The organism is Gottfriedia sp. S16(2024) (genome assembly GCF_050473765.1).
GTDB lineage: Bacteria > Bacillota > Bacilli > Bacillales > Bacillaceae_G > Gottfriedia.
Genome location: NZ_JBFLUO010000001.1, coordinates 3,582,428 through 3,605,145 on the forward strand (window position 1 = coordinate 3,582,428; position 22,718 = coordinate 3,605,145).

The following is a 22,718-nucleotide window of genomic DNA, read 5'->3' on the forward strand; positions in this document are numbered from 1 at the left end:
CTCATTCTACCAAAAATTAGCTCTATTTACTACAAAATCTATTAATATTCTTACGATTTTCACAAATGATGAAAAAAAATTTCTTTTGTCCTAATTTTAATTACTTAAAGCATAAGAAAACTTGTCCTCTAACTATATATACTTATAGGCTTTTTTAAGGGAGGACTAGAATGATCCAATTTCAAGATATATCTTTTAAGTTTTCAAATGGAAAAAGTGCAGTTCAGGATTTATCTTTTTCAATTCAAACAGGTGAATGTTTTGTTTTAATTGGCCCAAGTGGCTGTGGAAAAACAACAACAATTAAATTAATAAATAGATTAATTAAACCGACTGATGGTGAAATTTTTTATCATGATAAAAACATTAAAGAGTATGATGAACATAAGCTGAGGAGAGAGTTTGGATATGTACTTCAACAAATTGCATTATTTCCCCATTTGAATGTTGAAGAAAATATTTCAATCGTACCAGAATTAAAAAAATGGAACAAAGCACAAATAAAAGAGCGCACTAAAGAATTATTAGAATTAGTAAAATTAAATCCTTTGGAATTTAGTAAAAGACCGATTTCAGAGTTATCTGGGGGTCAACAACAGCGGGTAGGTGTAGCGAGAGCTTTAGCAGGGGATCCGGACTTATTACTAATGGACGAACCATTCAGTGCATTAGATCCGATTACAAGATTACAATTACAAAAGGATCTTAAGCAATTAAAAACAAAAATTAATAAAACGATCCTTTTCGTCACTCATGATTTAGACGAGGCATTTTATTTAGGAGACCGGATCGGGATTATGCACAATGGTGAACTAGTTCAAGTAGGTACGAAAGACGAAATTTTAAATAATCCTGTTAATCCTTTTGTTGAACAATTTATAGATCATTATCGAGGTAAGGCTGTTGTAAAGGAGGGAATATAAGATGATTCTAACTTCATTTACGACGACACTTGCAAATAGAAAAGAACAATTATTAACTGCTTTGTTAGAGCATATTCAAATTTCAGTATTTGCACTTATTATTGCAATAATTCTAGCTGTCCCGATTGGAATTTACTTAACGAAGAAGAAAGTACTCCCTGAGTTTGTAATTGGAACAACAGCAGTTATTCAAACCATACCTTCATTGGCGCTGTTAGGGATTTTAATACCATTAGTCGGTATTGGAAAGATTCCAGCGGTAATTGCGTTAAGTGTATATGCATTATTGCCGATCTTGCGAAATACATATACCGGAATTAAGGAGATTGATCCGATCCTATTAGAGGCAGCAACCGGTTTAGGAATGAACGGTAGACAAAGGCTTTTTAAGGTTGAATTACCATTAGCATTACCAGTTATGATGGCGGGAATCCGAACTGCGATGGTCATAATTGTTGGAACTGCAACAATCGCTGCTTTAATAGGAGCTGGTGGATTAGGTAGTTTAATTTTATTAGGCATCGACCGAAACGATATGAATTTAATCATAATAGGGGCAATACCATCAGCGCTTTTAGCAGTTATATTTGATTTAATTTTAAGATTAATAGAGAAGAAGAGTTTTAAGAGTTTTTCATTAAGGATCATAACGGCTAGTTTTATTTTATTAGCATTATTATTTTCTCCCTTAACAATTAAATCTTGGAATAAAACAGATCTTGTCATTGCTGGAAAACTAGGTGCTGAACCAGAAATAATAATGAATATGTATAAATTATTGATTGAGGATGAAACAAATCTAAATGTTGAAGTTAAGCCTAATTTTGGTAAAACGACATTTGTGTTTAATGCATTAAAAAAAGGTGATATTGATATTTATCCAGAATATACAGGTACAGTCGTTTCTACTTTTTTGAAAGAAAAGGCTGTTAGTAATGATGCAAAAGCTGTATATAAACAAGCTGCTGACGGTTTAGCAAAAAAATATAATTTGAGCTATTTGGAACCTATGAAATTTAATGACACTTATGCATTAGCTGTTCCAGATCACATTTCAAAACAATTTGGAATCGAAACGATTTCAGATGCAACTAAAGTAGCAAACCAGTTAAAAGCAGGTTTCACTTTAGAATTTACTGATCGTGATGACGGATATTTAGGATTGCAAAAATTATATGGTTTGAAATTTCAAGATTTAAAAACGATGGAGCCAAAATTGAGGTATGACGCAATTCAATCGGGGGATCTCTCAATAATTGATGCATATTCAACTGATAGCGAGCTCCAAAGTTATAACATGAAAGTGTTAGTCGATGATAAACATTTATTCCCACCATATCAATGTGCACCACTTCTAAGAAAAGAGACACTTAAAAAGTATCCTGAAGTTAAAAATATTTTAAACAAATTAGAAAATAAAATAACAGATGATGAAATGCGACAAATGAATTATAAAGTAAATGTTGGTGGAAAATCTGCCGAAAGTGTTGCTAGAGAGTTTTTGAAGGATGAAGCATTGCTAAAATAAACGAATTGGACTGTCTGGTCAGGGAAACTGATCTAAGCAGTCCTTTTTTATTGCAAACATCGTAAAGTTTCTGTGCATACACAGTTAATATTTAGCAGATTCGTAGTGACCTTTAATTCGATTCAGCTAGAATTAGTGGGAAATTGCTAATTTCTTATTGAGAGTATTAACATTTGAACAGTTTTTGAAGTGAAATACCTTAGCTGGTATGGGTAATATTATGGCTTAATTGCACTTTTAATAGGTTTAATTGCAGATTCGCTAATTTTAATTGCAGTTTTCCCAAATTTAATTGCAGATTCGCTTATTTTAATTGCAGATTCACTAATTTTATTTGCACTTAGCCGTTTATTTGCATCTTTCCATCGTTTATTTGCATCTTTCCATCGTTTATTTGCACAGACAGATATTTATTTGCAGTACCCAACGGCTTATTTGCAGGTCATCCCAACAAATAAAAAAGAGGGTTGCCTAAAAAATAGGCTACCCTCGTCTTTATTATCACACGATAAGAATTTTAGTTTTTAATCATTATAGGCTCCAGTTAACATCTCACTTACGAAAGAATCATTTTCCCATTCTTCATAAGAGAAATCTACTGAATACTCCTGATCGGATTTTTCGTCTTTAATCTGAATGTCAAAATGATTACTCATTACTTTCAACACTTCATTGATTTCGTTAACAGTCCCATTAATTTGTAAAGTAGCCATTTTTACTCGCCTCCGATTTTAATTTACAGAAAATTCTGTTTAAATTAACCATATGATAATCCTTTTAAAAACATTTTTCAAGAGTAAAATTTTGTCGAAAAAATATTTTGAAAAAATGTAAAGGTTTTCATTGTTGATTTACCAATATTTATACGATTTTTGAATAAAATATGAATTTTAAATTTTCTAAAAACTTGTTGATTTATTTAGTAGATTGGAATAAAGTAAGTACAAATATTTTAACTCTTGAGGAGGATTAACCGTGACAGAGCAACAGATTTTTTTAAATGGTGAATTCGTTCAAAAACAAGATGCAAAAGTTTCTGTATATGATCATGGATATCTATATGGAGATGGAGTATTCGAAGGGATTCGCGTATATGATGGCAATGTATTTCGCTTAAAAGAACATCTCATTCGATTATATGAATCAGCAAAATCAATTTTATTAACAATTCCTTATTCATTAGAAGAGTTAACACAAATTGTAGTTGATACAGTAAATCGAAATAATTTACATAGTGGTTATATTCGACTCGTCGTCTCAAGAGGTGAAGGAAATCTTGGATTAGATCCAACTTCTTGTCCAAGAGCAAATGTAGTTGTCATTGCTGAACAACTAGCACTTTTTCCACAAGAACTATACGAAAATGGTATGGAAATTGTAACTGTAGCAACGAGAAGAAATCGAAGTGATGTATTAAATCCACAAATTAAATCTTTAAATTATTTAAATAACATATTAGTAAAAATTGAAGCGAAACTAGCTGGTGTTCAAGAAGCACTCATGCTAAATGATCAAGGCTTTGTAGCTGAAGGTTCAGGAGATAATGTCTTCTTAGTAAAAGGGAATAAGTTAATTACTCCACCGAGTTCAGCAGGTGCATTAGAAGGAATTACTCGAAATGCAATTATGGAATTAGGTGACACATTAGGTTACGAAGTTGAGGAAAAATTGTTCACAAGGCATGATGTTTATATCGCCGATGAGGTTTTCTTAACAGGAACAGCAGCTGAAGTAATTGGCGTATCTAAGGTAGATGGACGAGTGATTGGTGATGGAAAACCAGGACCAAATACACAAAGATTATTAAACGCATTTCGTCAATTAGTAGTAGAAGATGGAGAAAAAATTTACGTAAAACAAGGGTGATAAATTGTGCGAAGTGACATGATAAAAAAAGGTATCGACCGTGCGCCGCATCGTAGCTTATTATTAGCGGCAGGTGTTAAAGAGGAAGATTTTAATAAACCATTTATAGCGATTTGTAATTCATATATTGATATTGTTCCAGGTCATATTCATTTAAGGGAAATGGCTGATGTTGTAAAACAAGCGATTCGAGATGCTGGTGGAGTTCCATTTGAGTTTAATACGATTGGTGTCGATGATGGAATCGCAATGGGACATATCGGAATGAGGTATTCTTTACCAAGTAGGGAAATCATTGCCGATGCAGCCGAAACTGTAATTAATGCACATTGGTTTGATGGAGTATTTTATATGCCAAACTGCGATAAAATCACACCTGGAATGCTAATGGCAGCTGTTCGTACAAATGTACCGGCAGTGTTTGTATCAGGTGGACCAATGGCAGGTGGACTATCTAAAGATGGAAAGGCTCTATCTCTTGCTTCAGTATTTGAAGGTGTAGGTGCTTTTAAATCAGGAAAAATGAGTGTAGAAGAATTACTCGATATTGAAAAGTCAGCATGTCCAACATGTGGATCATGTTCTGGAATGTTCACAGCAAATTCAATGAATTGCATTATGGAAATGCTTGGTGTAGCACTACCATATAACGGGACAATACTTGCAACTAGTAAAGACAGACATCAATTAATCCGTGATGCAGCTTTCCATCTAATGGATTGCATTGAAAATGATATAAAACCAAGAGACATTATTACAAAAGAGGCAATTGATGATGCATTTGCACTGGATATGGCAATGGGTGGATCAACAAATACTGTTTTACACTTAATGGCCATCGCAAATGAAGCAGGAGTGGATTACGACTTAAAGGATATAAATGACGTAGCTAGAAGAGTACCTTATTTATCAAAAATTAGTCCCGCTTCTCACTATTCAATGCATGATGTTCATTTAGCAGGTGGTGTTCCAGCCATTATTAAAGAACTGACTACCATTCCCGGGGCAATTAATAGTGACCGCATTACAATTACGGGAAAAACTTTATTCGAGAATGTGCAAGAAGCCACAATCTCCAATAGTGAAGTGATTCGTAAAAAAGAAAATCCTTATTCACAAACTGGCGGATTATCGATCTTACATGGGAATCTAGCCCCAGATGGAGGAGTTATTAAAGTAGGTGGCGTTGACCCTTCAATTCAAACATTTATTGGTGAAGCAATTTGTTTTGACTCACACGATGAAGCGGTTGAAGCGATTGACAAAGGTCTCGTCAAAGAGGGTCATGTAGTTGTCATTCGATATGAGGGTCCAAAAGGTGGACCTGGAATGCCAGAAATGCTTGCACCAACTTCATCAATTGTTGGAAGAGGTTTAGGAACAAAAGTTGCGTTAATTACAGATGGCCGTTTTTCAGGTGCTACTAGAGGAATTGCAATTGGACATATTTCTCCAGAAGCGGCTGAAGGTGGACCAATTGCATATATTGAAGATGGCGATGAAATCATCATCGATCTTTTATCAAGAAGTATTACTTTATCAATTTCAAACGAAACGTTAGAATCTCGTAAAACATCTTATAAATTACATGAACCAAAAGTTAAAACGGGTTATTTAGCAAGATATGCAAAGTTAGTTACTTCTGCTAATACAGGCGGAATTTTAAAAATATGAAAAAGCATTGAAAGAGAAAAGTAGTTATGAAAAGGATCTTCAGAGAGTCGGTGGCTGGTGTGAACCGATGACCTTGATTAATGAAACTCACTCTTGAGTGTCAAGCTGAATTATTTTGTAAGGTAAGCTTGAACGTTGGTCACGTTATAACCAGATTTTGGTTAGCCAAAATCCCAAAGTTAGGTTATTAACCTAAGAAGAAGGGTGGTACCGCGAAAAGTCTTTCGCCCCTTCAGCATCTGCTGAAGTGTGGAGTTATGGCTTTTTTTATTGCGAATAAATGGGTAAATTTTATCCGAAAATGGAGGGGAAAGTAGAAATGAGTCATCATTCGATGAGAACTCTGTCAAAAGAATTGTCAGGTGCAAATTTACTAATTGATGCTTTGAAAAATGAAAATGTTGAAATGATTTTTGGTTACCCTGGAGGGGCAGTATTACCATTATATGATGCACTTTATGATGCTGATATTCCTCACATTCTAGCAAGACATGAACAAGGGGCAATCCACGCTGCAGAAGGTTATGCACGAGTAACTGGTCGTCCAGGGGTTGTTATCGCAACAAGTGGTCCAGGGGCAACAAACGTAGTAACTGGTTTAGCAGATGCGATGATGGATTCATTACCACTAGTTGTTTTTACTGGTCAGGTTGCTACAAATGTAATCGGAACGGATGCCTTTCAAGAAGCAGATGTTATTGGAATTACAATGCCAGTTACAAAACATAACTATCAAGTGCGTAATGTTGAAGATGTTCCACAAATCGTAAAAGAAGCATTCCATATTGCTTCAACAGGCCGTCCAGGTCCAGTCGTTATCGATCTACCAAAAAATATGATGGTTGAAAAAGGAGTGAAAAAAGACGAGATAGAGGTTAAATTACCAGGCTATCAACCGACATATGAACCAAATTATATTCAAATAACAAAGTTAATAGGAGCAATTGAAAAAGCTAAAAAACCAGTCGTATTAGCTGGAGCAGGTATATTACATGCAAAAGCAGCTGATGAGTTTACTGAATTTATAAAAAAGTTCAATATCCCAGTTGTCAATACGCTTTTAGGGCTAGGTGGATTTCCAGCAAATGAGGAATTATTCCTTGGAATGGGGGGGATGCACGGAACTTATACAGCAAATATGGCAATGTATGAAAGTGATTTACTAATTAACATCGGAGCACGATTTGATGATAGGTTAACGGGTAATTTAGCACACTTTGCTAAAAATGCGATTGTAGCACATATCGATATAGATCCTGCTGAAATTAACAAAGTTATTCCTACAAATATTCCAATCGTTGGATGTGCTAAGGAAGTTCTGAAAGTTCTATTAAAACAAAAAGTAGATAAACAAAATCACAGTGAATGGTTAGAGCTACTTAAAAGTCGTAAAGAAGCCTTTCCACTACAGTACGAAGCGAGTAGAGAAGTCATTAAACCACAAACTGTCTTAACTTTACTCCATTCGATTACAAATGGGAAAGCGACGATTTCGACGGATGTTGGTCAACATCAAATGTGGGCAGCTCAGTATTATCCTTTTGAAGAACCCCATAAATGGATTACTTCAGGTGGACTCGGGACGATGGGATTTGGATTACCAGCTGCAATAGGAGCACAATTTGCTAAGCCTGATGAATTAGTTGTAGCCGTCGTTGGGGATGCCGGATTCCAAATGACATTGCAAGAATTGAGCATGATCAAGGAACATAATTTGCAAGTGAAAATTTTAATTTTAAATAACGCAGCCCTAGGAATGGTAAGACAGTGGCAATCAGCATTTTATAATGAACGCTTTTCTAGTTCTCTATTAGACTGCCAACCTAGTTTTACGAAACTTGCTGAAGCTTATGGGATTAAAGGGATAACAATTTCAGATCCAAATTTAGTTGAAAGTCAATTAAGAGAAGCAATTGAGTTTGATGGGCCAGTTTTAATTGATTGTCGAGTTCATCAAGCTGAAATCGTTACACCAATGGTTCCACCTGGTAAAGGAATTCATGAAATGGAAGGGGTGAAATAATGAAACGGGTCATTACATCGACTGTATTAAATAACAGTGGCGTACTTAACCGAATTACAGGAGTGATCTCTAGAAGACGATTTAATATTGAAAGTATTTCTGTAGGACATACGGAACAAGATCATATTTCAAGAATTACGTTTGTCGTTCACGTAGAGGATTTACAACAGGTTGAACAATTGATTAAACAGCTTCACAAGCAAATTGATGTGATAAAAGTAGCAGATATAACAGAAGAATCAGTTATTGCTAGAGAACTGGCCTTAATAAAGGTGAGTACAAATGCAGCTACAAGAAATGAAATTTATAGTCTAATTGAACCATTTAGAGCCTCGGTTATTGATGTAAGCCGTGATCAGATTGTCGTTCAAGTAACTGGTACTTCTGATAAGGTAGAGGCTTTGATTGAATTATTAAGACCTTTCGAACTAAAAGAAATAGCTCGAACTGGTGTAACCGCATTTACTAGATCTGCTAAACATAAGGAGCATGCTCAAAAGCTACTCTCTTATTAAATAAAAATATAAAAATATAAAACAAAAAAATTGGAGGAATTTGAAAATGGCTAAAGTATATTATGGTACAGACGTGAAGGAAAATGTATTAGTAGGGAAAACGATTGCGGTAATTGGTTATGGATCACAAGGTCACGCACATGCTTTAAATTTACATGAAAATGGTCATAAGGTAGTTGTTGGTTGTCGTCCAGGTAAATCATGGGACGCTGCAGCAAATGATGGACTACATGTAACTACGGTTGCAGAGGCTTCAAAGGCAGCTGATGTAGTAATGATTCTATTACCAGACGAGCATCAACCAACTGTTTATAAAAATGAAATTGAACCGCATCTAGAAAATGGTAATGCGCTTGCGTTTGCACACGGATTTAATGTTCATTTTGACCAAATTGTTCCTCCTGCAAATGTTGATGTATTTTTAGTAGCGCCAAAAGGGCCAGGACATCTTGTTCGACGTACTTTTGTCGATGGAGCAGCGGTACCAGCATTATTCGCTGTTTACCAAGATGTAACAGGTGAAGCAAAAAATGTAGCACTTTCTTACGCTGATGGAATTGGTGCTACTAGAGCGGGTGTACTTGAAACAACATTTAAAGAGGAAACTGAAACAGATCTATTCGGAGAACAAGCGGTACTATGTGGTGGTGTAACTTCATTAGTAAAATCAGGATTTGAAACATTAGTAGAAGCAGGTTATCAGCCAGAAGTAGCATACTTTGAGTGTTTACATGAGTTGAAACTAATCGTTGATTTAATGTACGAAGGCGGAATGAGCTATATGAGATACTCAATCTCTGATACTGCTCAGTGGGGAGATTTTGTATCTGGTCCTAGAGTAGTTGCGAATGAGTCAAAATTAGCAATGAAAGATATTTTAGCAGAAATTCAAGATGGTACGTTTGCTAAGGGCTGGATTAACGAAAATAAAAATGGTCGTCCAGTATATAACGAAATTAATGAAAGTGAAAAGCAACATCAGTTAGAAGAGGTTGGAGAAAAACTTCGTGCAATGATGCCATTTATCCAAAGAAAAGAAAAGGTCGAGGTGAAATAAAAAATGAGTAAAATTCAGTTTCTTGATACAACATTACGTGATGGCGAACAATCTCCTGGGGTTAATTTAAATCGATTTGAAAAGCTCGAAATTGCAAGACAACTAGAAGCTTTAGGTGTTGATATCATTGAGGCTGGTTTTGCCGCTTCCTCGGAAGGTGACTTTTTAGGTATTCAAGAGATTGCGAGACAGATTCGTTCTGTCTCTGTCTCTAGCCTTTCTCGCGCAAAAGATTCAGATATTAAGACAGCATGGGATGCGTTAAAAAATGCTGCGGAACCGAGACTGCATATATTTCTAGCAACAAGTGACATTCATATGAAATATAAATTAAACATGACGAGATTAGAAGTTTTGGAAACTGCTAAACATTGTGTGCAGCTTGCAAAATCCTTTTTTCCAAAAGTCCAAATTTCAGCTGAGGATGCATGTCGTACTGATCGAGTATTTCTTGCCGAATTTGCAGAGACTGCTATTAAAGCAGGTGCAGATGTGATTAATATTCCAGATACTGTCGGCTACACAAGTCCTTCAGAATACTACGATCTATTTAAATATTTACAAGAAAATGTACCGTCTTATCATAAAGCAATTTTTTCTTGTCACTGTCATGATGACCTAGGAATGGCAGTAGCGAATTCATTAGCTGCTATACAGGCTGGAGCAACCCAAGTTGAATGCACAGTCAATGGAATTGGGGAAAGAGCAGGAAATGCTGCACTAGAAGAAATAGCAGTTGCACTACATATTAGGGAAGATATTTACCGGAAAAATACTAATTTACGATTACATGAAATTACGAAGACAAGTGAACTTGTTAGTCGTCTTACAGGTATGGTTGTCCAGAAGAATAAAGCAATTGTTGGTACAAATGCATTTGCTCATGAATCGGGTATTCATCAAGATGGAGTACTAAAAGAACCAACAACATATGAAATTATACCCCCTTCATTAATTGGACTTTCTACAAATTCATTAGTATTAGGGAAACATTCAGGCCGTCATGCTTTTACTGACAAATTAAAAGAACTTGGATTCAACTTTTCAACTGAAATTATTAACGAAGCGTTTGTTCAATTTAAAGCTTTAACAGATTCAAAGAAAGAAATTACAGATGCAGATTTATTAAACATTATTAGTAAGTGGAGCAAAAAGGAGGTTCTAAAATGAAATTAAAGATCGCATGTCTTCCAGGAGACGGAATCGGACCAGAAATTATGAGTTCAGCTGTACAGGTTTTAGAACAAATTGCAAAATCTTATCAACATGATTTTACTTTTTCAACAAATTTATTCGGAGGTCACGCGATTGATGAAACAGGTACTTCTTTACCGAAAGAAACATTAGATAATTGTTTAAATTCAGATGCCGTATTATTGGCGGCAGTAGGTGGACCAAAATGGGATCAAGGTGTTGAACGGCCAGAAAGTGGCTTATTAAGGTTAAGAAAATCACTTAATTTATACGCAAACATTCGACCAGTCGATGTTTACGATGAACTTGTAAATCATTCTCCTTTAAAATCTGAACAAGTAAGAAATGTAAGCTTTGTCGTCGTTCGAGAATTAACAGGCGGAATTTATTTTTCCGAACCTCGATTCCATAATGAAAATGAAGCAACCGATACGCTTTCCTATACTAGAGAAGAAATAGAACGAATTGTAACGTATGGATTTGAGTTAGCAAAAACTAGAAAAGGCAAACTTACATCAGTTGATAAAGCAAATGTATTAGAATCTAGTAAACTTTGGAGAAAAATTGTAAATGAATTAAGTTCTAACTATCCAGAAGTAGAAGTTGAGCATATTCTTGTTGATGCAGCCGCGATGGAGTTAATTCGAAACCCAAGAAGATTTGATGTAATCGTTACTGAAAATTTATTTGGAGATATTTTAAGCGATGAAGCTTCGATGATTACTGGTTCATTAGGAATGCTACCTTCTGCAAGTAGATCTGGTAAGGGTCCTTCATTATATGAACCAATTCACGGTTCAGCACCAGATATAGCTGGACAAAATAAGGCTAACCCGATTGCAATTTTAAGGTCAGTGGCGATGATGCTTCGTGATTTTAACTTAGTTGATGAAGCAAACTCAATTGAAAACGCGATTGTTAATTCAATAAATAATGGCTATTTAACTGGTGACCTAGGTGGCAAAAGTTCAACGATTGAATTTACTGAGCAAGTAGTAAAGGAATTACAATTTCAAACAGTTGGAGGAACAATTCGATGAAACAAACATTGTTTGATAAACTTTGGCAAAATCATGTTGTAACTGGTGAAGTAGGGAAACCCCAGCTATTGTATATCGATTTACACTTAGTTCATGAGGTAACTTCACCGCAAGCTTTCGAAGGATTGAGATTATCTAATCGAAAAGTAAGAAGACCAGAATTAACCTTTGCGACAATGGATCATAATGTACCAACACAAAATCAATTAGTCATCACTGACTTAATTGCTAAACAACAAATGGATACATTAAGAAATAATTGTCAGGAGTTCAATATACCTTTAGCAGATATTACAGATGAAGACCAAGGTATTGTTCACGTAATTGGACCAGAGCTTGGATTAACTCAGCCAGGGAAAACAATTGTATGTGGAGATAGTCATACATCTACTCACGGTGCATTTGGTGCTTTAGCTTTTGGGATTGGAACAAGCGAAGTCGAACATGTGTTAGCAACACAAACTTTATGGCAAGTTAAGCCGAAATCAATGGGTGTGAAACTTGAAGGAAAGCTTCCAAAAGGTGTATATGCTAAAGATATCATTCTTCATTTGCTAGCAACTTATGGTGTATCAATGGGAACTGGCTATGTCATTGAGTTTTATGGTGAAGCCATTACAAATATGTCAATGGAAGAGCGTATGACTCTATGTAATATGGCGATTGAAGGAGGAGCAAAAGCAGGATTAGTTGCTCCAGATCAAAAAACTTTCGAGTATTTAAAAGGTCGAAAATATACTATCAATTCATATGATAAAAAATTAGTAGAATGGAAGAAATTATATACAGAAGAGGGAGCAACATTTGATAAAACAATCGAAGTCGATGTAGCAACCCTTGCACCATATGTAACTTGGGGAACAAATCCTGGAATGGGCGTAAGAATTGATGAAGTGCTTCCAAAAGCCAAGGATGAGAACTACGAACGAGCTTATGAATATATGGGATTAAAGCCAGAAATCACACCGAAAGAAATTCCTGTTCAGCATGTATTCATCGGTTCATGTACAAACTCTAGATTGTCAGATTTAGAGGAAGCGGCAAATTATCTTAAAGGAAAGAAAGTAAAATCTGATGTGCGTGCATTAGTTGTTCCAGGATCAAAAAAGGTTCGAAATGCAGCGATGGCAAAAGGACTACATAAAGTCTTTATAGAAGCAGGATTTGAGTGGAGGGAAGCTGGTTGTTCGATGTGTCTAGCAATGAACCCAGACCAAGTGCCAGCTGGCGAACATTGTGCATCTACTTCCAACCGAAACTTTGAAGGAAGACAAGGAAAGGGAGCAAGAACACACTTAGTAAGTCCAGTAATGGCAGCGGCTGCTGCAGTACATGGTCATTTTATTGATATTCGAAAGGAGCAAGCAAATGAAACCGTTACGTACGCATAAAGGCACAACTGTATCAATTATGTTAGATAATATCGACACAGACCAAATTATTCCAAAACAATATTTAAAGCGAATAGAACGAACTGGCTTTGGAGAATTTTTATTTGATGAATGGCGATATCATGATGATCGCTCACCTAATAAATCATTTATATTAAATGATGATGATCGAAAAAATGCTTCAATCTTAATAAGCGCAAATAATTTTGGTTGCGGTTCATCTAGAGAACATGCACCTTGGGCATTAAATGATTATGGATTTACAATTATTATTGCCGGTAGTTTCGCAGATATTTTCTACAATAACTGTATAAAAAATGGTATGCTGCCGATTGTCTTAAATGATGAGATTCGTTCAAAATTATCTACATTAAATGGAAATCAAGAAATTGAAGTGGATTTGGAAACACAAGTCGTAAAAACAATATTTGGGAACTTTGAATTTTCAATTGATCCTGTTTGGAAAGAAAAATTACTAAATGGCTTAGATGATATTGCGATTACGATGAAATATGAAAATGATATTGAAAAATATGAAAAATTACACGCATAACTAAAAAAGGAAGTGTCTTATAAGACACTTCTTTTTTATCTGGTTTCGTGTGAAAGCATGGGTATAAATAGGACGGTAAGTTAAGTCGAATATTGAATTTTGAATTTTAAAGAGCACTTTCTAATTTGACTGTATTTATAATAACGCGTTAGTTACATATAAAATTACAATGCCAATCAGGAAATTCCTGGTTATGTTCAAGAAGGTACTCGATCATAATTTTTGAATCTTCTGGTAGTTTTCGCTCTAATTCTGACCAACCAATAAATTGAAGTTTCTTAGGTAACTCAACTTGGCATGCAATTATAGCCCAAAAGTCATCCCAATCTTCACTATAAGTATCTGGAAATGATAGTTTTTCTTTCAATACTTGATGCAATTCGTGACTGTTGTTGATTAACGATACATCAATCGTTATACTTTTTTCTTCTGATCTGCTAAATTCTTTTAGAAAATCAGTAAAAAACTTTCTAATGACAAATCGATATCGATAAACTAAATATCCTAACACATTAAAGAAAGCAAATAGAATAATCCATCCAATATTTATTCTTTTATGTTGGTATGTATTTTTCGTTGTCCATATAGTAAATAAGGTTAAATAGATTAATAAGCCTACTAATAAAACAAATCCTGCAAATGTACTAAAACTCCTATGTTTCATCTCAATATACCATTCACGTTCTCCTTCTCCACTATGGAAAAATTTAGGAACTAACCATTTAGGGGACCATACAATTCTTTTAAATTGAAAATCTGGCTCCATGTTTTCAGTATGATAAGAAGTCAAATTTATTCCTTCATTCCAAATTTTCATCGAATTGAATACTCTAACTTCAGAAATATGATCGGTACTTTCTATTAAGCTTTCTATGTTTTTGATCAATTCTGGAGTAATTAATTCCTTGTTTTTTAATTCATCAGCTATTTGCGTAAAAATAATTGATTGTTCTTGAGAATTTTGTTCTTCGTTTATCCAAACGAAAGTAAAAATTGATAAAGATAATATAAGTACTGTAAACGCAATGTAAAGAATCCCTTTTGCACATATTTTTTGTTCATTAAACAATTGGTTATTGATCAATCGCATTTCCTTTTCTGAGCCATAAAGCTCGAAATCAAACTTAACCGGTACTTTCTCTGATTTTACTTCTGCATTTAATTCCACTAGATACCTCCGAAAATTCCATATAATTCCATTTTACCATAAAATTAAAAGCGAAATAATTCATAATTTTAGAAATGCTAATCAATTTTTTAAATTATTTTATTGGAATTCGCTTTTTATACATCGAATTTCTGACATTCTTATTCAATTAAACTACCATGTTGTAGAACAAGTGAATTTTCAATGTACTTTTCGTAAAATTAATTTTATTTTTGTCGATAAAATTAACTTAAAAGAAAAATGGTTGTTTGAATATTTAGATTGTTGTTTAATAAGATTAAAAATACATTATTTTTGTAAAAAGAGGTGATTAAGTTGAACCTAAAAATAATTGTGGATAGCTCTTCTGATCTTCCAACTGAGATATTGAAGAAATACGATATTTCAGTCATACCATTAAGAGTCTACGACCAATCAGATAAAGAGTATCTTGATGGAGTCAATTTAAAATCACATGAGCTAATGCAAAGAATGAAAAATGGAGAGAACTTTACTTCATCTTTACCTTCTTACGATGCAATTTATCAAACTTTAGTCTCATGTAGTGCTAATCAAAATTGTATCTATCTTACTTGTTCCGGTGATTTATCTGGTACGTATAATTTTGCACAATTAGTAAAACTAGATATTTTAGAAAACAATCCAAATGCCTCTATTCATATAATTGATACTCGTTCAGTATCACTTGGAATTTGTGTACTAGTGATGGAGTTAATCGAAGGCTTAAATAATGATGAATCATTTGAAAATCTAATCAAAAGATTACATCACAATATAAATAAGATCCAACATATTTTTACGATAGAAGATCTCCAATATTTAATACGAGGCGGTCGTGTTGGTAAGTTTGCAGGATTTTTAGGAGGCATGCTAAATATAAATCCGATTATGGAAGTTAGCGAAGGGAAATTTAAACCACTTGAAAAGGTACGAGGTCGAAAAAAAGCATTAAATCGCATGCTTGAACTAATGAAGATTCGAAAAGATGAACTTAGTAAAAATGTTGCAGTTGTATACGGGGTAAAAGATGATTCTACCGAACAATTTATTAAACAATTAAAGGATTTAATTGGTATTGAACAGATTATAGAAAACTCAGTTGGTTCAGCAGTCGGCGTCCACACGGGGCCAAGTGCAATAGGAATCTTTTTTCTATCAAATTAAGAAAATTCATTTCGACTCTCAAAGTGGTGAGAGTTTTTTTGTTTTAGTAAAACTTTTAAAATAAAAAATATATAGATATAATAAATAATAGTTTAGTAGGAAATAAGAATACATTCCTGTATGTTATAAAGAGACAGATTTATTAATAATAAAACAGGTTTTGACAAAGTGGAGTGTAGAAAAGTTAGAAAGTTTGTAATATTGAAATATATAAATTCTTATATTTTGAATTCAGTAGATTATTCCTGTGGAAATTAATTTTAGTAGGATAGAAGTTTGAGTTGCCATTATTTCAATAGGAAAGAACGCTTGAAAAACTAGGTTGATAATATTATTGAATTAAGGACTATTGGTGGATTGTTGTTTCTAATAACTGCAAATTAAAACGTCAAAAGTGCAAACAAAATATCCCAAGCTGCAAATAAGATGTTCCAATCCGTATGTAACCTACAAAAATTAACTTGAAATCTAGAAGATCTTTTATAAAAAAGTTTCAAATAGCACAAAAATAGAAGAATTTTGCAAATAAATGACTAGTTTATCATGAATCAATCAATTTTAGATTCACACAATATCAAGGGTATTAAATGGAATTTCACGTACCGAATTAGTTTGAATAAATATAAAACCACATAATTAATAGGTAAAGCAAATCTAAAATCCTTCCCTAAAACTCATAAACTATAGCACATATATCCCAGAATCCATCTCATAATATCCCCCACAAACTTTCCACCCTAATCATTTTACTAAACCGTATTTAACTTTTTTGGTAAAATAAAAATGAGTAAGATTTGTCTTTTTACATATTTAAATTCTTTCATGAATAGGAGAGGTGTAATTGAAAGCTTATATTTTAAGAGACACTAAAGGGCCAGAGTCACTAAAATTGGAAAATGTTGAGATTGGTACTGTTCATTCGACTGAAGTAGTAATTAAGCTAAAGGCAGCATCATTAAATAGACGTGACTTTTTTATAACTCACGGCATGTATCCAGGAATGAAGCTAGATGGAATTTTAGGATCTGACGGTGCAGGAGTTATTGAGGCTATTGGAGATGAAGTAACAGGGTTTACTGTAGGTGATGAAGTGATAATGAACCCGAGTTTAAACTGGGGAGATCGTGACGATATCAATTCTGATGAATTCACTGTACTTGGTATGCCTTCTAATGGCACGTTTGCTGAATTTATTAAACTACCAGTTGAAAATGTTTATAAAAAACCTGAGTACTTGTCATGGGAAGAGGCTGCTGCAATTCCATTAGCTGCACTTACTGCATATAGAGCATTAATTACACGCGGTCAATTACAAAAGAATGATACAGTATTGATTCCAGGTATTGGTAGTGGAGTAGCATTGTATGCATTGCAAATTGCTGTAGCATTCGGGGCAAAAGTACTAGTTACATCTAGTAGCAATGAAAAAATTGAAAAGGCAATTGAAATAGGTGCGACTGCTGGTTTTAATTATCGAGAAAATGATTGGTATAAAAAACTTCGTAAAGAATATGGATTTGTTAATCTTACGATCGATGGAGTTGGTGGAGAATCATTTAATCGATTAATAGATTTGACAGCTCAAGGTGGAAGAATCGTATCATTCGGTGCGACAAATGGACCAGTTCCTCAAACTGTTTTGCCAAAAGTATTCTTTAAAAATATGGACATTCGAGGGACAACGATGGGAAGTCCAAGAGAGTTTGAACAAATGTTAGCATTTTTTGAAGAACATAAAATTAAACCAATTATAGATGAATCATTTGAATTTACCGATGTGCTTAGTGCATTACAACGTATGGGTGAAGGAAATAATTTTGGTAAAATTACAATTAAAATTGGTTAATTTGTCTTATTTTTCTGAGGTTTGTCTTCAATCAAAAGAACTGAACTATTCAGTTCTTTTTTTTTTGCTCCTTGATAAATTACAATTAACATCATATGATTATTACAAATGTAATATTTAAAAAATTTAGTATTTTGAGTATTGTAAGCGTTTTAACGAAATGATTAATTATTTTGGGGGGCTTATTATGAAACATTCTTACTTAACTAGAGAACATGAAATCTTCCGCACGGCTCTTAGAAAGTTTTTACAAAAAGAAGCTGTACCATTCTATGAAGAGTGGGAACAAAACAAAATGATACCTAGAGCATTCTGGGATAAATTAGGAAATGAAGGATTTTTATGTCCTTACGTTGACGAAAAATATGGTGGGTTAGGTGTAGATTTTGGCTATTCAGTCATTATTATAGAGGAACTTGAGAAAGTTGGTTCAAGTTTAGTTGGTGTAGCATTGCACAATGATATTGTTGTACCTTATTTGACTGCTTATGCAAATGAAGAGCAAAAAATGGAATGGTTGCCTAAATGTATTTCAGGTGAATATATTAGTGCTGTTGCGATGACTGAACCAGGTGCTGGATCGGATTTAGCAAATATTAAAACAACTGCGGTAAAAGAAGGGGATTACTATATCGTTAATGGTGAGAAAACGTTTATTACGAATGGTATTCATTCAGACCTAATTATCATTGCAGTTAAAACTGATACGACAATTCGACCTGCTCATAAAGGAATAAGCTTGCTAGTTGTCGAAAAAGATACAGTTGGGTTTTCTAGAGGAAAGAAATTGAATAAAGTAGGACTTCATAGCCAAGATACGGCTGAATTAATTTTCCAAGATGCTAAAGTACCTGTAAAGAATTTATTAGGTGAAGAAGGAAAAGGCTTCTATTACTTAATGGAAAAATTACAGCAAGAAAGATTAGTAGTTGCATTAGAAGCATTAGTTTCAGCTGAACAAATGTTGAAAGTTACAACTGAGTATGTAAAAAGTAGAAAAGCATTTGGAAAATCAATTGCTGGGTTCCAAAATACTCAATTTAAACTTGTAGAATTGGCTACTGAAATTGAAATTGGTCGTACTTTCATTGAGGACTTAATTTATAAGCACATAGAAGGCGTGAATGTTGTTAAGCAAGTATCGATGGCAAAATGGTGGATTACAGATTTAGGCAAAAAAGTTGCTTCAGAGTGCCTCCAATTGCATGGTGGATATGGATATATGGAAGAATACGAGATTGCTAGACGTTTCAGAGATATTCAGATCATGTCAATTTACGCAGGTACAAATGAAATCATGAAGACGATTATTGCAAAACAAATGGGATTAAATTAATCCAGACTTAAAAATGGAGGATCAAATTTATGAGAGAAGTAGTTATTGTTGATGCTTTAAGAACACCTATTGGTAAAAGAGGCGGCAGCTTTAGCGAAACAAGACCTGATGACTTAGCTGCAATAGTACTAAAGGAATTAGTAAGTCGAAATGAATTTGATCCAAAAGAAATAGATGATGTGATTATGGGCTGTGTTACTCAAATTGGAGAACAGGCTGGTGATATTGGTAGAGTTGCCGCTTTATTAGCAGGTCTACCAATTGAAGTGCCTGGTGTTACGATTGACCGTCAATGCGGGTCAAGTCAGCAATCTGTCCATTTTGCATCACAAGCCATTTTAAGTGGAGATATGGACATTGTCATTGCAGCTGGTGTTGAAAGCATGACACGTGTACCAATGTTTTCGAATTTAAAAGGATCAAAATGGAATGAAAAACTAACAAATAGGTTTGGTGACTTTAACCAAGGGATCTCAGCAGAACGCATAAATGAGAAGTGGAATATCAGTCGAAGTGAGCAAGATGAATTTGCTTATAATAGCCATCAAAAAGCATTAAAAGCAATGAAACAAGGCTATTTTGAAGACGAAATTGTTGCAGTTTCTGTTTCGAATCAAGAAGGTGAACTTGTTAAAGTTGCAAAAGATGAAGGACCTAGAGAAAACTCTTCTATTGAGAAATTAGCAACTTTAAAACCAGCATTTACTGAAACTGGTTCGGTTACCGCTGGAAATGCAAGCCAAATAAGTGATGGTGCTGCAGGCTTACTTTTAATGAGTAAAGAGAAGGCTCATCAATTAGGATTTAAACCAAAGTTTCGAATTATCGGGAGAACAGTAGTAGGATCTGACCCTCAGTTAATGTTAACAGGACCAATTCAAGCTACTCAAAAAGTTCTACATAAATGTGGTTTAACAATCGATCAAATCGATTTATTTGAAATAAATGAAGCATTTGCTGCAGTTCCTTTAGCATGGCAAAAAGAATTAAATGTACCATTTGAAAAATTAAATATATTCGGTGGTGCGATCGCATTAGGTCACCCACTAGGAGCTAGTGGAGCAAGGGTTATGGTTACATTATGTAATGCTTTAGAGAAAACAGGCTCACGTTTTGGATTACAAGCGATCTGTGAAGGCCATGGTATGGCAAATGCAACGATTATTGAGAGATTAAATTAATAAACAACAACAAATTGGGGGATTTAAAAAATGAACATTCGTGATAGCATAGCAATCGTTACAGGTGGAGCATCAGGACTAGGTGCAGGTACAGTTAGAATGATCGTAGAAAATGGTGGAAAGGCTGCTATCTTCGATTTAAATGAAGAAAGAGCTACTAGTTTAATTGCTGAATTAGGTGAAGACAATGTTTGTTTCGAAAAAACAGATGTTTCTTCAGAAGAAAGTGTAAAAAATTCAATTGCAAATGTTTTAACGAAATATGGTTCAATCAATACAGTAGTAAACTGTGCGGGTATTGTTTTAGCCGAAAAAGTAATTAAAAGAGACGGAATTCATTCATTAGAATCTTTCCAAAAAATCATTAATGTAAACTTAGTTGGTACGTTTAACGTTATTCGTTTAGCAGCTGAACAAATGATTAACAATGAACCAAATGAATTTGGTGAAAGAGGTGTTATTATTAACACCGCTTCAGTAGCAGCATTTGATGGCCAAATGGGGCAAGCAGCTTACGGTGCATCAAAAAGCGCAGTAGCTGGAATGACATTACCAATTGCTAGGGATTTATCAAGATACGGCATCAGAGTGATGAGTATTGCTCCTGGTATATTTGAAACACCAATGTTTGATGTATTACCAGAAAAAGCTAGAGAATCATTAGGAAACATGGTTCCATTCCCATCACGTCTTGGTAAGCCATCAGAATACGCACACTTAGCGAAGAGCATTGTTGAAAATCCAATGTTAAATGGTGAAGTGATCCGTTTAGATGGTGCAATTCGTATGCAACCAAAATAAGAGTGACTACAAATGCAGGAAGAGCAGGGTATTAACTTGTTCTCCTGCTTTTTTTATGTTTGGAATTAGTAGTTGTTTTAAGTGGAGATCGTTTTAAAGAAGATTATTGATATTCTTATTTAGCTAACTTGGAAGATTAGTTGAATAAGAATTTTCAAAAAAACAACCAAAAAATTTCCAATATATGGTAAAATGTATCAGTGCAGTAATTAATTTTTAGGAGTGTTCTAACTATGAAAAATAAATACACAGTATTATTTTTACTTTTGTTTATTGCTTCAATTACAGGTGGATTAGCGCTTAAAAATGTACTTGAGTTTTCAATTATATATGGTGTAGGATTAGGTCTTATATTTTTAGCTTGCTCTATCTATTTTGTAATAAAAAGTGAGAAGAAAACTGGTGTACGCTAAATTTACTATTACTATGAAACTACCGAAATTTCATTATACGGACCAAATTATTTTAAAAGAGTAGAGCAGGGTTTCGACATAATAGGATATGTTGATAAAAAGAATAATAGATTAATTGAATTTTGGTTGGGGGATAAAGTAATGGAAAGTCGTTTAGAGGATATAAACATGGATTAAGTTCAATAATAAAGAATTAGATATACTTGGATATTAATTTTTATAGGGGAATTTTAAATTATGATTAAACGGAAAGTAGTCATATACACTATTATTGTAATTTCTATATACATTGGTGCTTTTTATTTTTTTAGTACTAATCAGACAAACGCCATTACAGCATTGGAGGATGTCAATGTTAATAATCTTGATGAAATAAAACAACTTGAATCTCCTGACAAGAAACATAAACTAACGATTTATTTAAATGGTGGAGTATTTATGAAGTCAGATTATAGTTATATTGGTCAGTTGAGTTCCAAAGATAAGAAGGAAAAAGAAAAATTTATATTATGGCTGCCAGGTGAACCTTTTAATATTCAATGGGTAAATAATAAAGAAATATTAGTGAATCAGAAACAAATTAACATCAGCAGTGAAAACTATGATTTCAGAAATATGTAAAGTCTTATACAATTAACAACAGCATATTACCTTGTTGTAGTAAACGAAGCGTCAATTATTGAAAATAGGGGGATATAATGAAAAAATTTTCTCAGACAGGAAAAACGTTAATTGTTATTGGAACGATTTTATTTGTTTGGGGATTTGGTTTGATTACAAATACTATTTCCTTTGGACTAATAAATACAACTATTTCATTTAGTGTACTTATTGTTGGAATAGTTTGTTGCCTTGCATCTAACTTTTATAAACTAGCTAAAAGTTAATAAGTAGATTCAATAAACTATTATCAAAGTATTGAATATAAGAAAATAAATAATTTGTATACATTTATGAGAAACGAAAAAAATGAATAGATAGAACGTTTTTTTGAAATCGTATACAATGTAGTTAGCCACAAATTTTGATTATTTTAAAAAATATT

The 22,718-nt window shown here is 33.8% G+C and carries 20 protein-coding genes, 1 pseudogene and 1 other annotated feature; of the genes and pseudogenes, 19 read left to right on the forward strand and 2 right to left on the reverse strand.

Translation table 11 applies throughout. From position 1 onward, the window contains the following. Positions 1–170 precede the first annotated feature (170 nt). Together AB1282_RS16880 and AB1282_RS16885 are read left to right on the forward strand one after the other, a co-directional pair. A complete protein-coding gene (locus AB1282_RS16880; protein ID WP_056477112.1) occupies positions 171–923 on the forward strand; it encodes an ABC transporter ATP-binding protein in 753 nt (250 codons plus the stop codon). Between the two features lies 1 nt (position 924). Further along, on the forward strand, positions 925–2,451 hold the full coding sequence (locus AB1282_RS16885) for an ABC transporter permease/substrate-binding protein (RefSeq protein ID WP_429899605.1): 1,527 nt from the start codon (positions 925–927) through the stop codon (positions 2,449–2,451). Between the two features lie 524 nt (positions 2,452–2,975). Here the strand turns inward: AB1282_RS16885 and AB1282_RS16890 are convergent. Beyond that, the gene (locus AB1282_RS16890; protein WP_056477121.1) at positions 2,976–3,164 is read right to left on the reverse strand and encodes a hypothetical protein; all 189 of its coding nucleotides are present in this window, start codon (positions 3,162–3,164) and stop codon (positions 2,976–2,978) included. Between the two features lie 262 nt (positions 3,165–3,426). Between AB1282_RS16890 and ilvE the strand changes: the two genes are divergently transcribed. The 9 genes and pseudogenes from ilvE (at position 3,427) to leuD (ending at position 13,764) form a co-directional block, all read left to right on the forward strand. Further along, positions 3,427–4,317 carry a branched-chain-amino-acid transaminase gene (gene ilvE, locus AB1282_RS16895; protein WP_056477125.1) on the forward strand — a complete coding sequence of 297 codons (891 nt, stop codon included), beginning with the start codon at positions 3,427–3,429 and terminating at the stop codon, positions 4,315–4,317. A 6-nt stretch (positions 4,318–4,323) separates the two neighbouring features. Beyond that, the gene (gene ilvD, locus AB1282_RS16900; RefSeq protein ID WP_056477128.1) at positions 4,324–5,991 is read left to right on the forward strand and encodes a dihydroxy-acid dehydratase; all 1,668 of its coding nucleotides are present in this window, start codon (positions 4,324–4,326) and stop codon (positions 5,989–5,991) included. Next, positions 5,990–6,226 (forward strand) — a binding site (T-box leader). It overlaps the preceding gene by 2 nt. Before the next feature lie 84 nt (positions 6,227–6,310). Further along, the gene (gene ilvB / locus AB1282_RS16905) at positions 6,311–8,014 is read left to right on the forward strand and encodes an acetolactate synthase large subunit (RefSeq protein WP_056477353.1); all 1,704 of its coding nucleotides are present in this window, start codon (positions 6,311–6,313) and stop codon (positions 8,012–8,014) included. Then, positions 8,014–8,529, forward strand: coding sequence for an acetolactate synthase small subunit (gene ilvN, locus AB1282_RS16910; protein ID WP_025671139.1), 516 nt, complete (start codon positions 8,014–8,016; stop codon positions 8,527–8,529). Before ilvB ends, ilvN begins: the two co-directional genes overlap by 1 nt. Before the next feature lie 16 nt (positions 8,530–8,545). Next, positions 8,546–9,586 (forward strand): ketol-acid reductoisomerase, encoded by a 1,041-nt coding sequence (gene ilvC / locus AB1282_RS16915; protein WP_286131796.1) that lies wholly within the window; start codon positions 8,546–8,548, stop codon positions 9,584–9,586. A 3-nt stretch (positions 9,587–9,589) separates the two neighbouring features. After that, positions 9,590–10,711 (forward strand): annotated as a pseudogene (locus tag AB1282_RS16920) (2-isopropylmalate synthase); the annotation flags it as partial. 41 nt (positions 10,712–10,752) lie between these two features. Then, positions 10,753–11,820 carry a 3-isopropylmalate dehydrogenase gene (leuB, locus tag AB1282_RS16925; RefSeq protein WP_056477134.1) on the forward strand — a complete coding sequence of 356 codons (1,068 nt, stop codon included), beginning with the start codon at positions 10,753–10,755 and terminating at the stop codon, positions 11,818–11,820. Then, complete coding sequence (gene leuC / locus AB1282_RS16930; RefSeq protein ID WP_056477137.1) at positions 11,817–13,211, forward strand: 3-isopropylmalate dehydratase large subunit; 1,395 nt, start codon at positions 11,817–11,819, stop codon at positions 13,209–13,211. Before leuB ends, leuC begins: the two co-directional genes overlap by 4 nt. Continuing rightward, entirely contained in the window at positions 13,189–13,764 is a 576-nt protein-coding gene (gene leuD, locus AB1282_RS16935) for a 3-isopropylmalate dehydratase small subunit (RefSeq protein ID WP_056477140.1), read from the forward strand. The genes leuC and leuD overlap by 23 nt, the downstream gene beginning before the upstream one ends. A 148-nt stretch (positions 13,765–13,912) precedes the next feature. Here the strand turns inward: leuD and AB1282_RS16940 are convergent, their stop codons facing one another. Then, the gene (locus tag AB1282_RS16940; RefSeq protein ID WP_286131788.1) at positions 13,913–14,932 is read right to left on the reverse strand and encodes a barstar family protein; all 1,020 of its coding nucleotides are present in this window, start codon (positions 14,930–14,932) and stop codon (positions 13,913–13,915) included. Between the two features lie 315 nt (positions 14,933–15,247). On the opposite strand from AB1282_RS16940, the gene AB1282_RS16945 reads away from it, so the two are divergent. The 8 genes from AB1282_RS16945 (at position 15,248) to AB1282_RS16980 (ending at position 22,560) form a co-directional block, all read left to right on the forward strand. Beyond that, positions 15,248–16,096 carry a DegV family protein gene (locus AB1282_RS16945; protein WP_056477142.1) on the forward strand — a complete coding sequence of 283 codons (849 nt, stop codon included), beginning with the start codon at positions 15,248–15,250 and terminating at the stop codon, positions 16,094–16,096. 841 nt (positions 16,097–16,937) lie between these two features. Then, positions 16,938–17,942, forward strand: coding sequence for a zinc-dependent alcohol dehydrogenase family protein (locus AB1282_RS16950; protein ID WP_056477145.1), 1,005 nt, complete (start codon positions 16,938–16,940; stop codon positions 17,940–17,942). A gap of 187 nt (positions 17,943–18,129) precedes the next feature. Further along, on the forward strand, positions 18,130–19,278 hold the full coding sequence (locus AB1282_RS16955; RefSeq protein ID WP_172795452.1) for an acyl-CoA dehydrogenase family protein: 1,149 nt from the start codon (positions 18,130–18,132) through the stop codon (positions 19,276–19,278). A 29-nt stretch (positions 19,279–19,307) separates the two neighbouring features. Further along, positions 19,308–20,459, forward strand: coding sequence for a thiolase family protein (locus tag AB1282_RS16960; protein ID WP_429899606.1), 1,152 nt, complete (start codon positions 19,308–19,310; stop codon positions 20,457–20,459). 30 nt (positions 20,460–20,489) lie between these two features. Continuing rightward, a complete protein-coding gene (locus AB1282_RS16965; RefSeq protein WP_390311443.1) occupies positions 20,490–21,260 on the forward strand; it encodes a 3-hydroxyacyl-CoA dehydrogenase in 771 nt (256 codons plus the stop codon). 233 nt (positions 21,261–21,493) lie between these two features. After that, the gene (locus tag AB1282_RS16970) at positions 21,494–21,673 is read left to right on the forward strand and encodes a hypothetical protein (RefSeq protein WP_429899607.1); all 180 of its coding nucleotides are present in this window, start codon (positions 21,494–21,496) and stop codon (positions 21,671–21,673) included. A 237-nt stretch (positions 21,674–21,910) separates the two neighbouring features. Further along, a complete protein-coding gene (locus AB1282_RS16975; protein WP_056477158.1) occupies positions 21,911–22,294 on the forward strand; it encodes a DUF5412 family protein in 384 nt (127 codons plus the stop codon). A 77-nt stretch (positions 22,295–22,371) separates the two neighbouring features. Continuing rightward, the gene (locus tag AB1282_RS16980) at positions 22,372–22,560 is read left to right on the forward strand and encodes a hypothetical protein (RefSeq protein ID WP_056477161.1); all 189 of its coding nucleotides are present in this window, start codon (positions 22,372–22,374) and stop codon (positions 22,558–22,560) included. The last annotated feature ends 158 nt before the right edge of the window (positions 22,561–22,718 follow it).

Excerpts from the sequence above, each read along its gene's own strand:
- AB1282_RS16880 (WP_056477112.1), top strand. The coding sequence starts at position 171 with ATGATCCAATTTCAAGATATATCTTTTAAGTTTTCAAATGGAAAAAGT.
- AB1282_RS16885 (WP_429899605.1), top strand. The coding sequence starts at position 925 with ATGATTCTAACTTCATTTACGACGACACTTGCAAATAGAAAAGAACAA.
- AB1282_RS16890 (WP_056477121.1), bottom strand. The coding sequence starts at position 3,164 with ATGGCTACTTTACAAATTAATGGGACTGTTAACGAAATCAATGAAGTG.
- ilvB (WP_056477353.1), top strand. The coding sequence starts at position 6,311 with ATGAGTCATCATTCGATGAGAACTCTGTCAAAAGAATTGTCAGGTGCA.
- ilvN (WP_025671139.1), top strand. The coding sequence starts at position 8,014 with ATGAAACGGGTCATTACATCGACTGTATTAAATAACAGTGGCGTACTT.
- leuB (WP_056477134.1), top strand. The coding sequence starts at position 10,753 with ATGAAATTAAAGATCGCATGTCTTCCAGGAGACGGAATCGGACCAGAA.
- leuC (WP_056477137.1), top strand. The coding sequence starts at position 11,817 with ATGAAACAAACATTGTTTGATAAACTTTGGCAAAATCATGTTGTAACT.
- leuD (WP_056477140.1), top strand. The coding sequence starts at position 13,189 with ATGAAACCGTTACGTACGCATAAAGGCACAACTGTATCAATTATGTTA.
- AB1282_RS16955 (WP_172795452.1), top strand. The coding sequence starts at position 18,130 with ATGAAACATTCTTACTTAACTAGAGAACATGAAATCTTCCGCACGGCT.
- AB1282_RS16960 (WP_429899606.1), top strand. The coding sequence starts at position 19,308 with ATGAGAGAAGTAGTTATTGTTGATGCTTTAAGAACACCTATTGGTAAA.
- AB1282_RS16965 (WP_390311443.1), top strand. The coding sequence starts at position 20,490 with ATGAACATTCGTGATAGCATAGCAATCGTTACAGGTGGAGCATCAGGA.
- AB1282_RS16970 (WP_429899607.1), top strand. The coding sequence starts at position 21,494 with ATGAAAAATAAATACACAGTATTATTTTTACTTTTGTTTATTGCTTCA.
- AB1282_RS16975 (WP_056477158.1), top strand. The coding sequence starts at position 21,911 with ATGATTAAACGGAAAGTAGTCATATACACTATTATTGTAATTTCTATA.
- AB1282_RS16980 (WP_056477161.1), top strand. The coding sequence starts at position 22,372 with ATGAAAAAATTTTCTCAGACAGGAAAAACGTTAATTGTTATTGGAACG.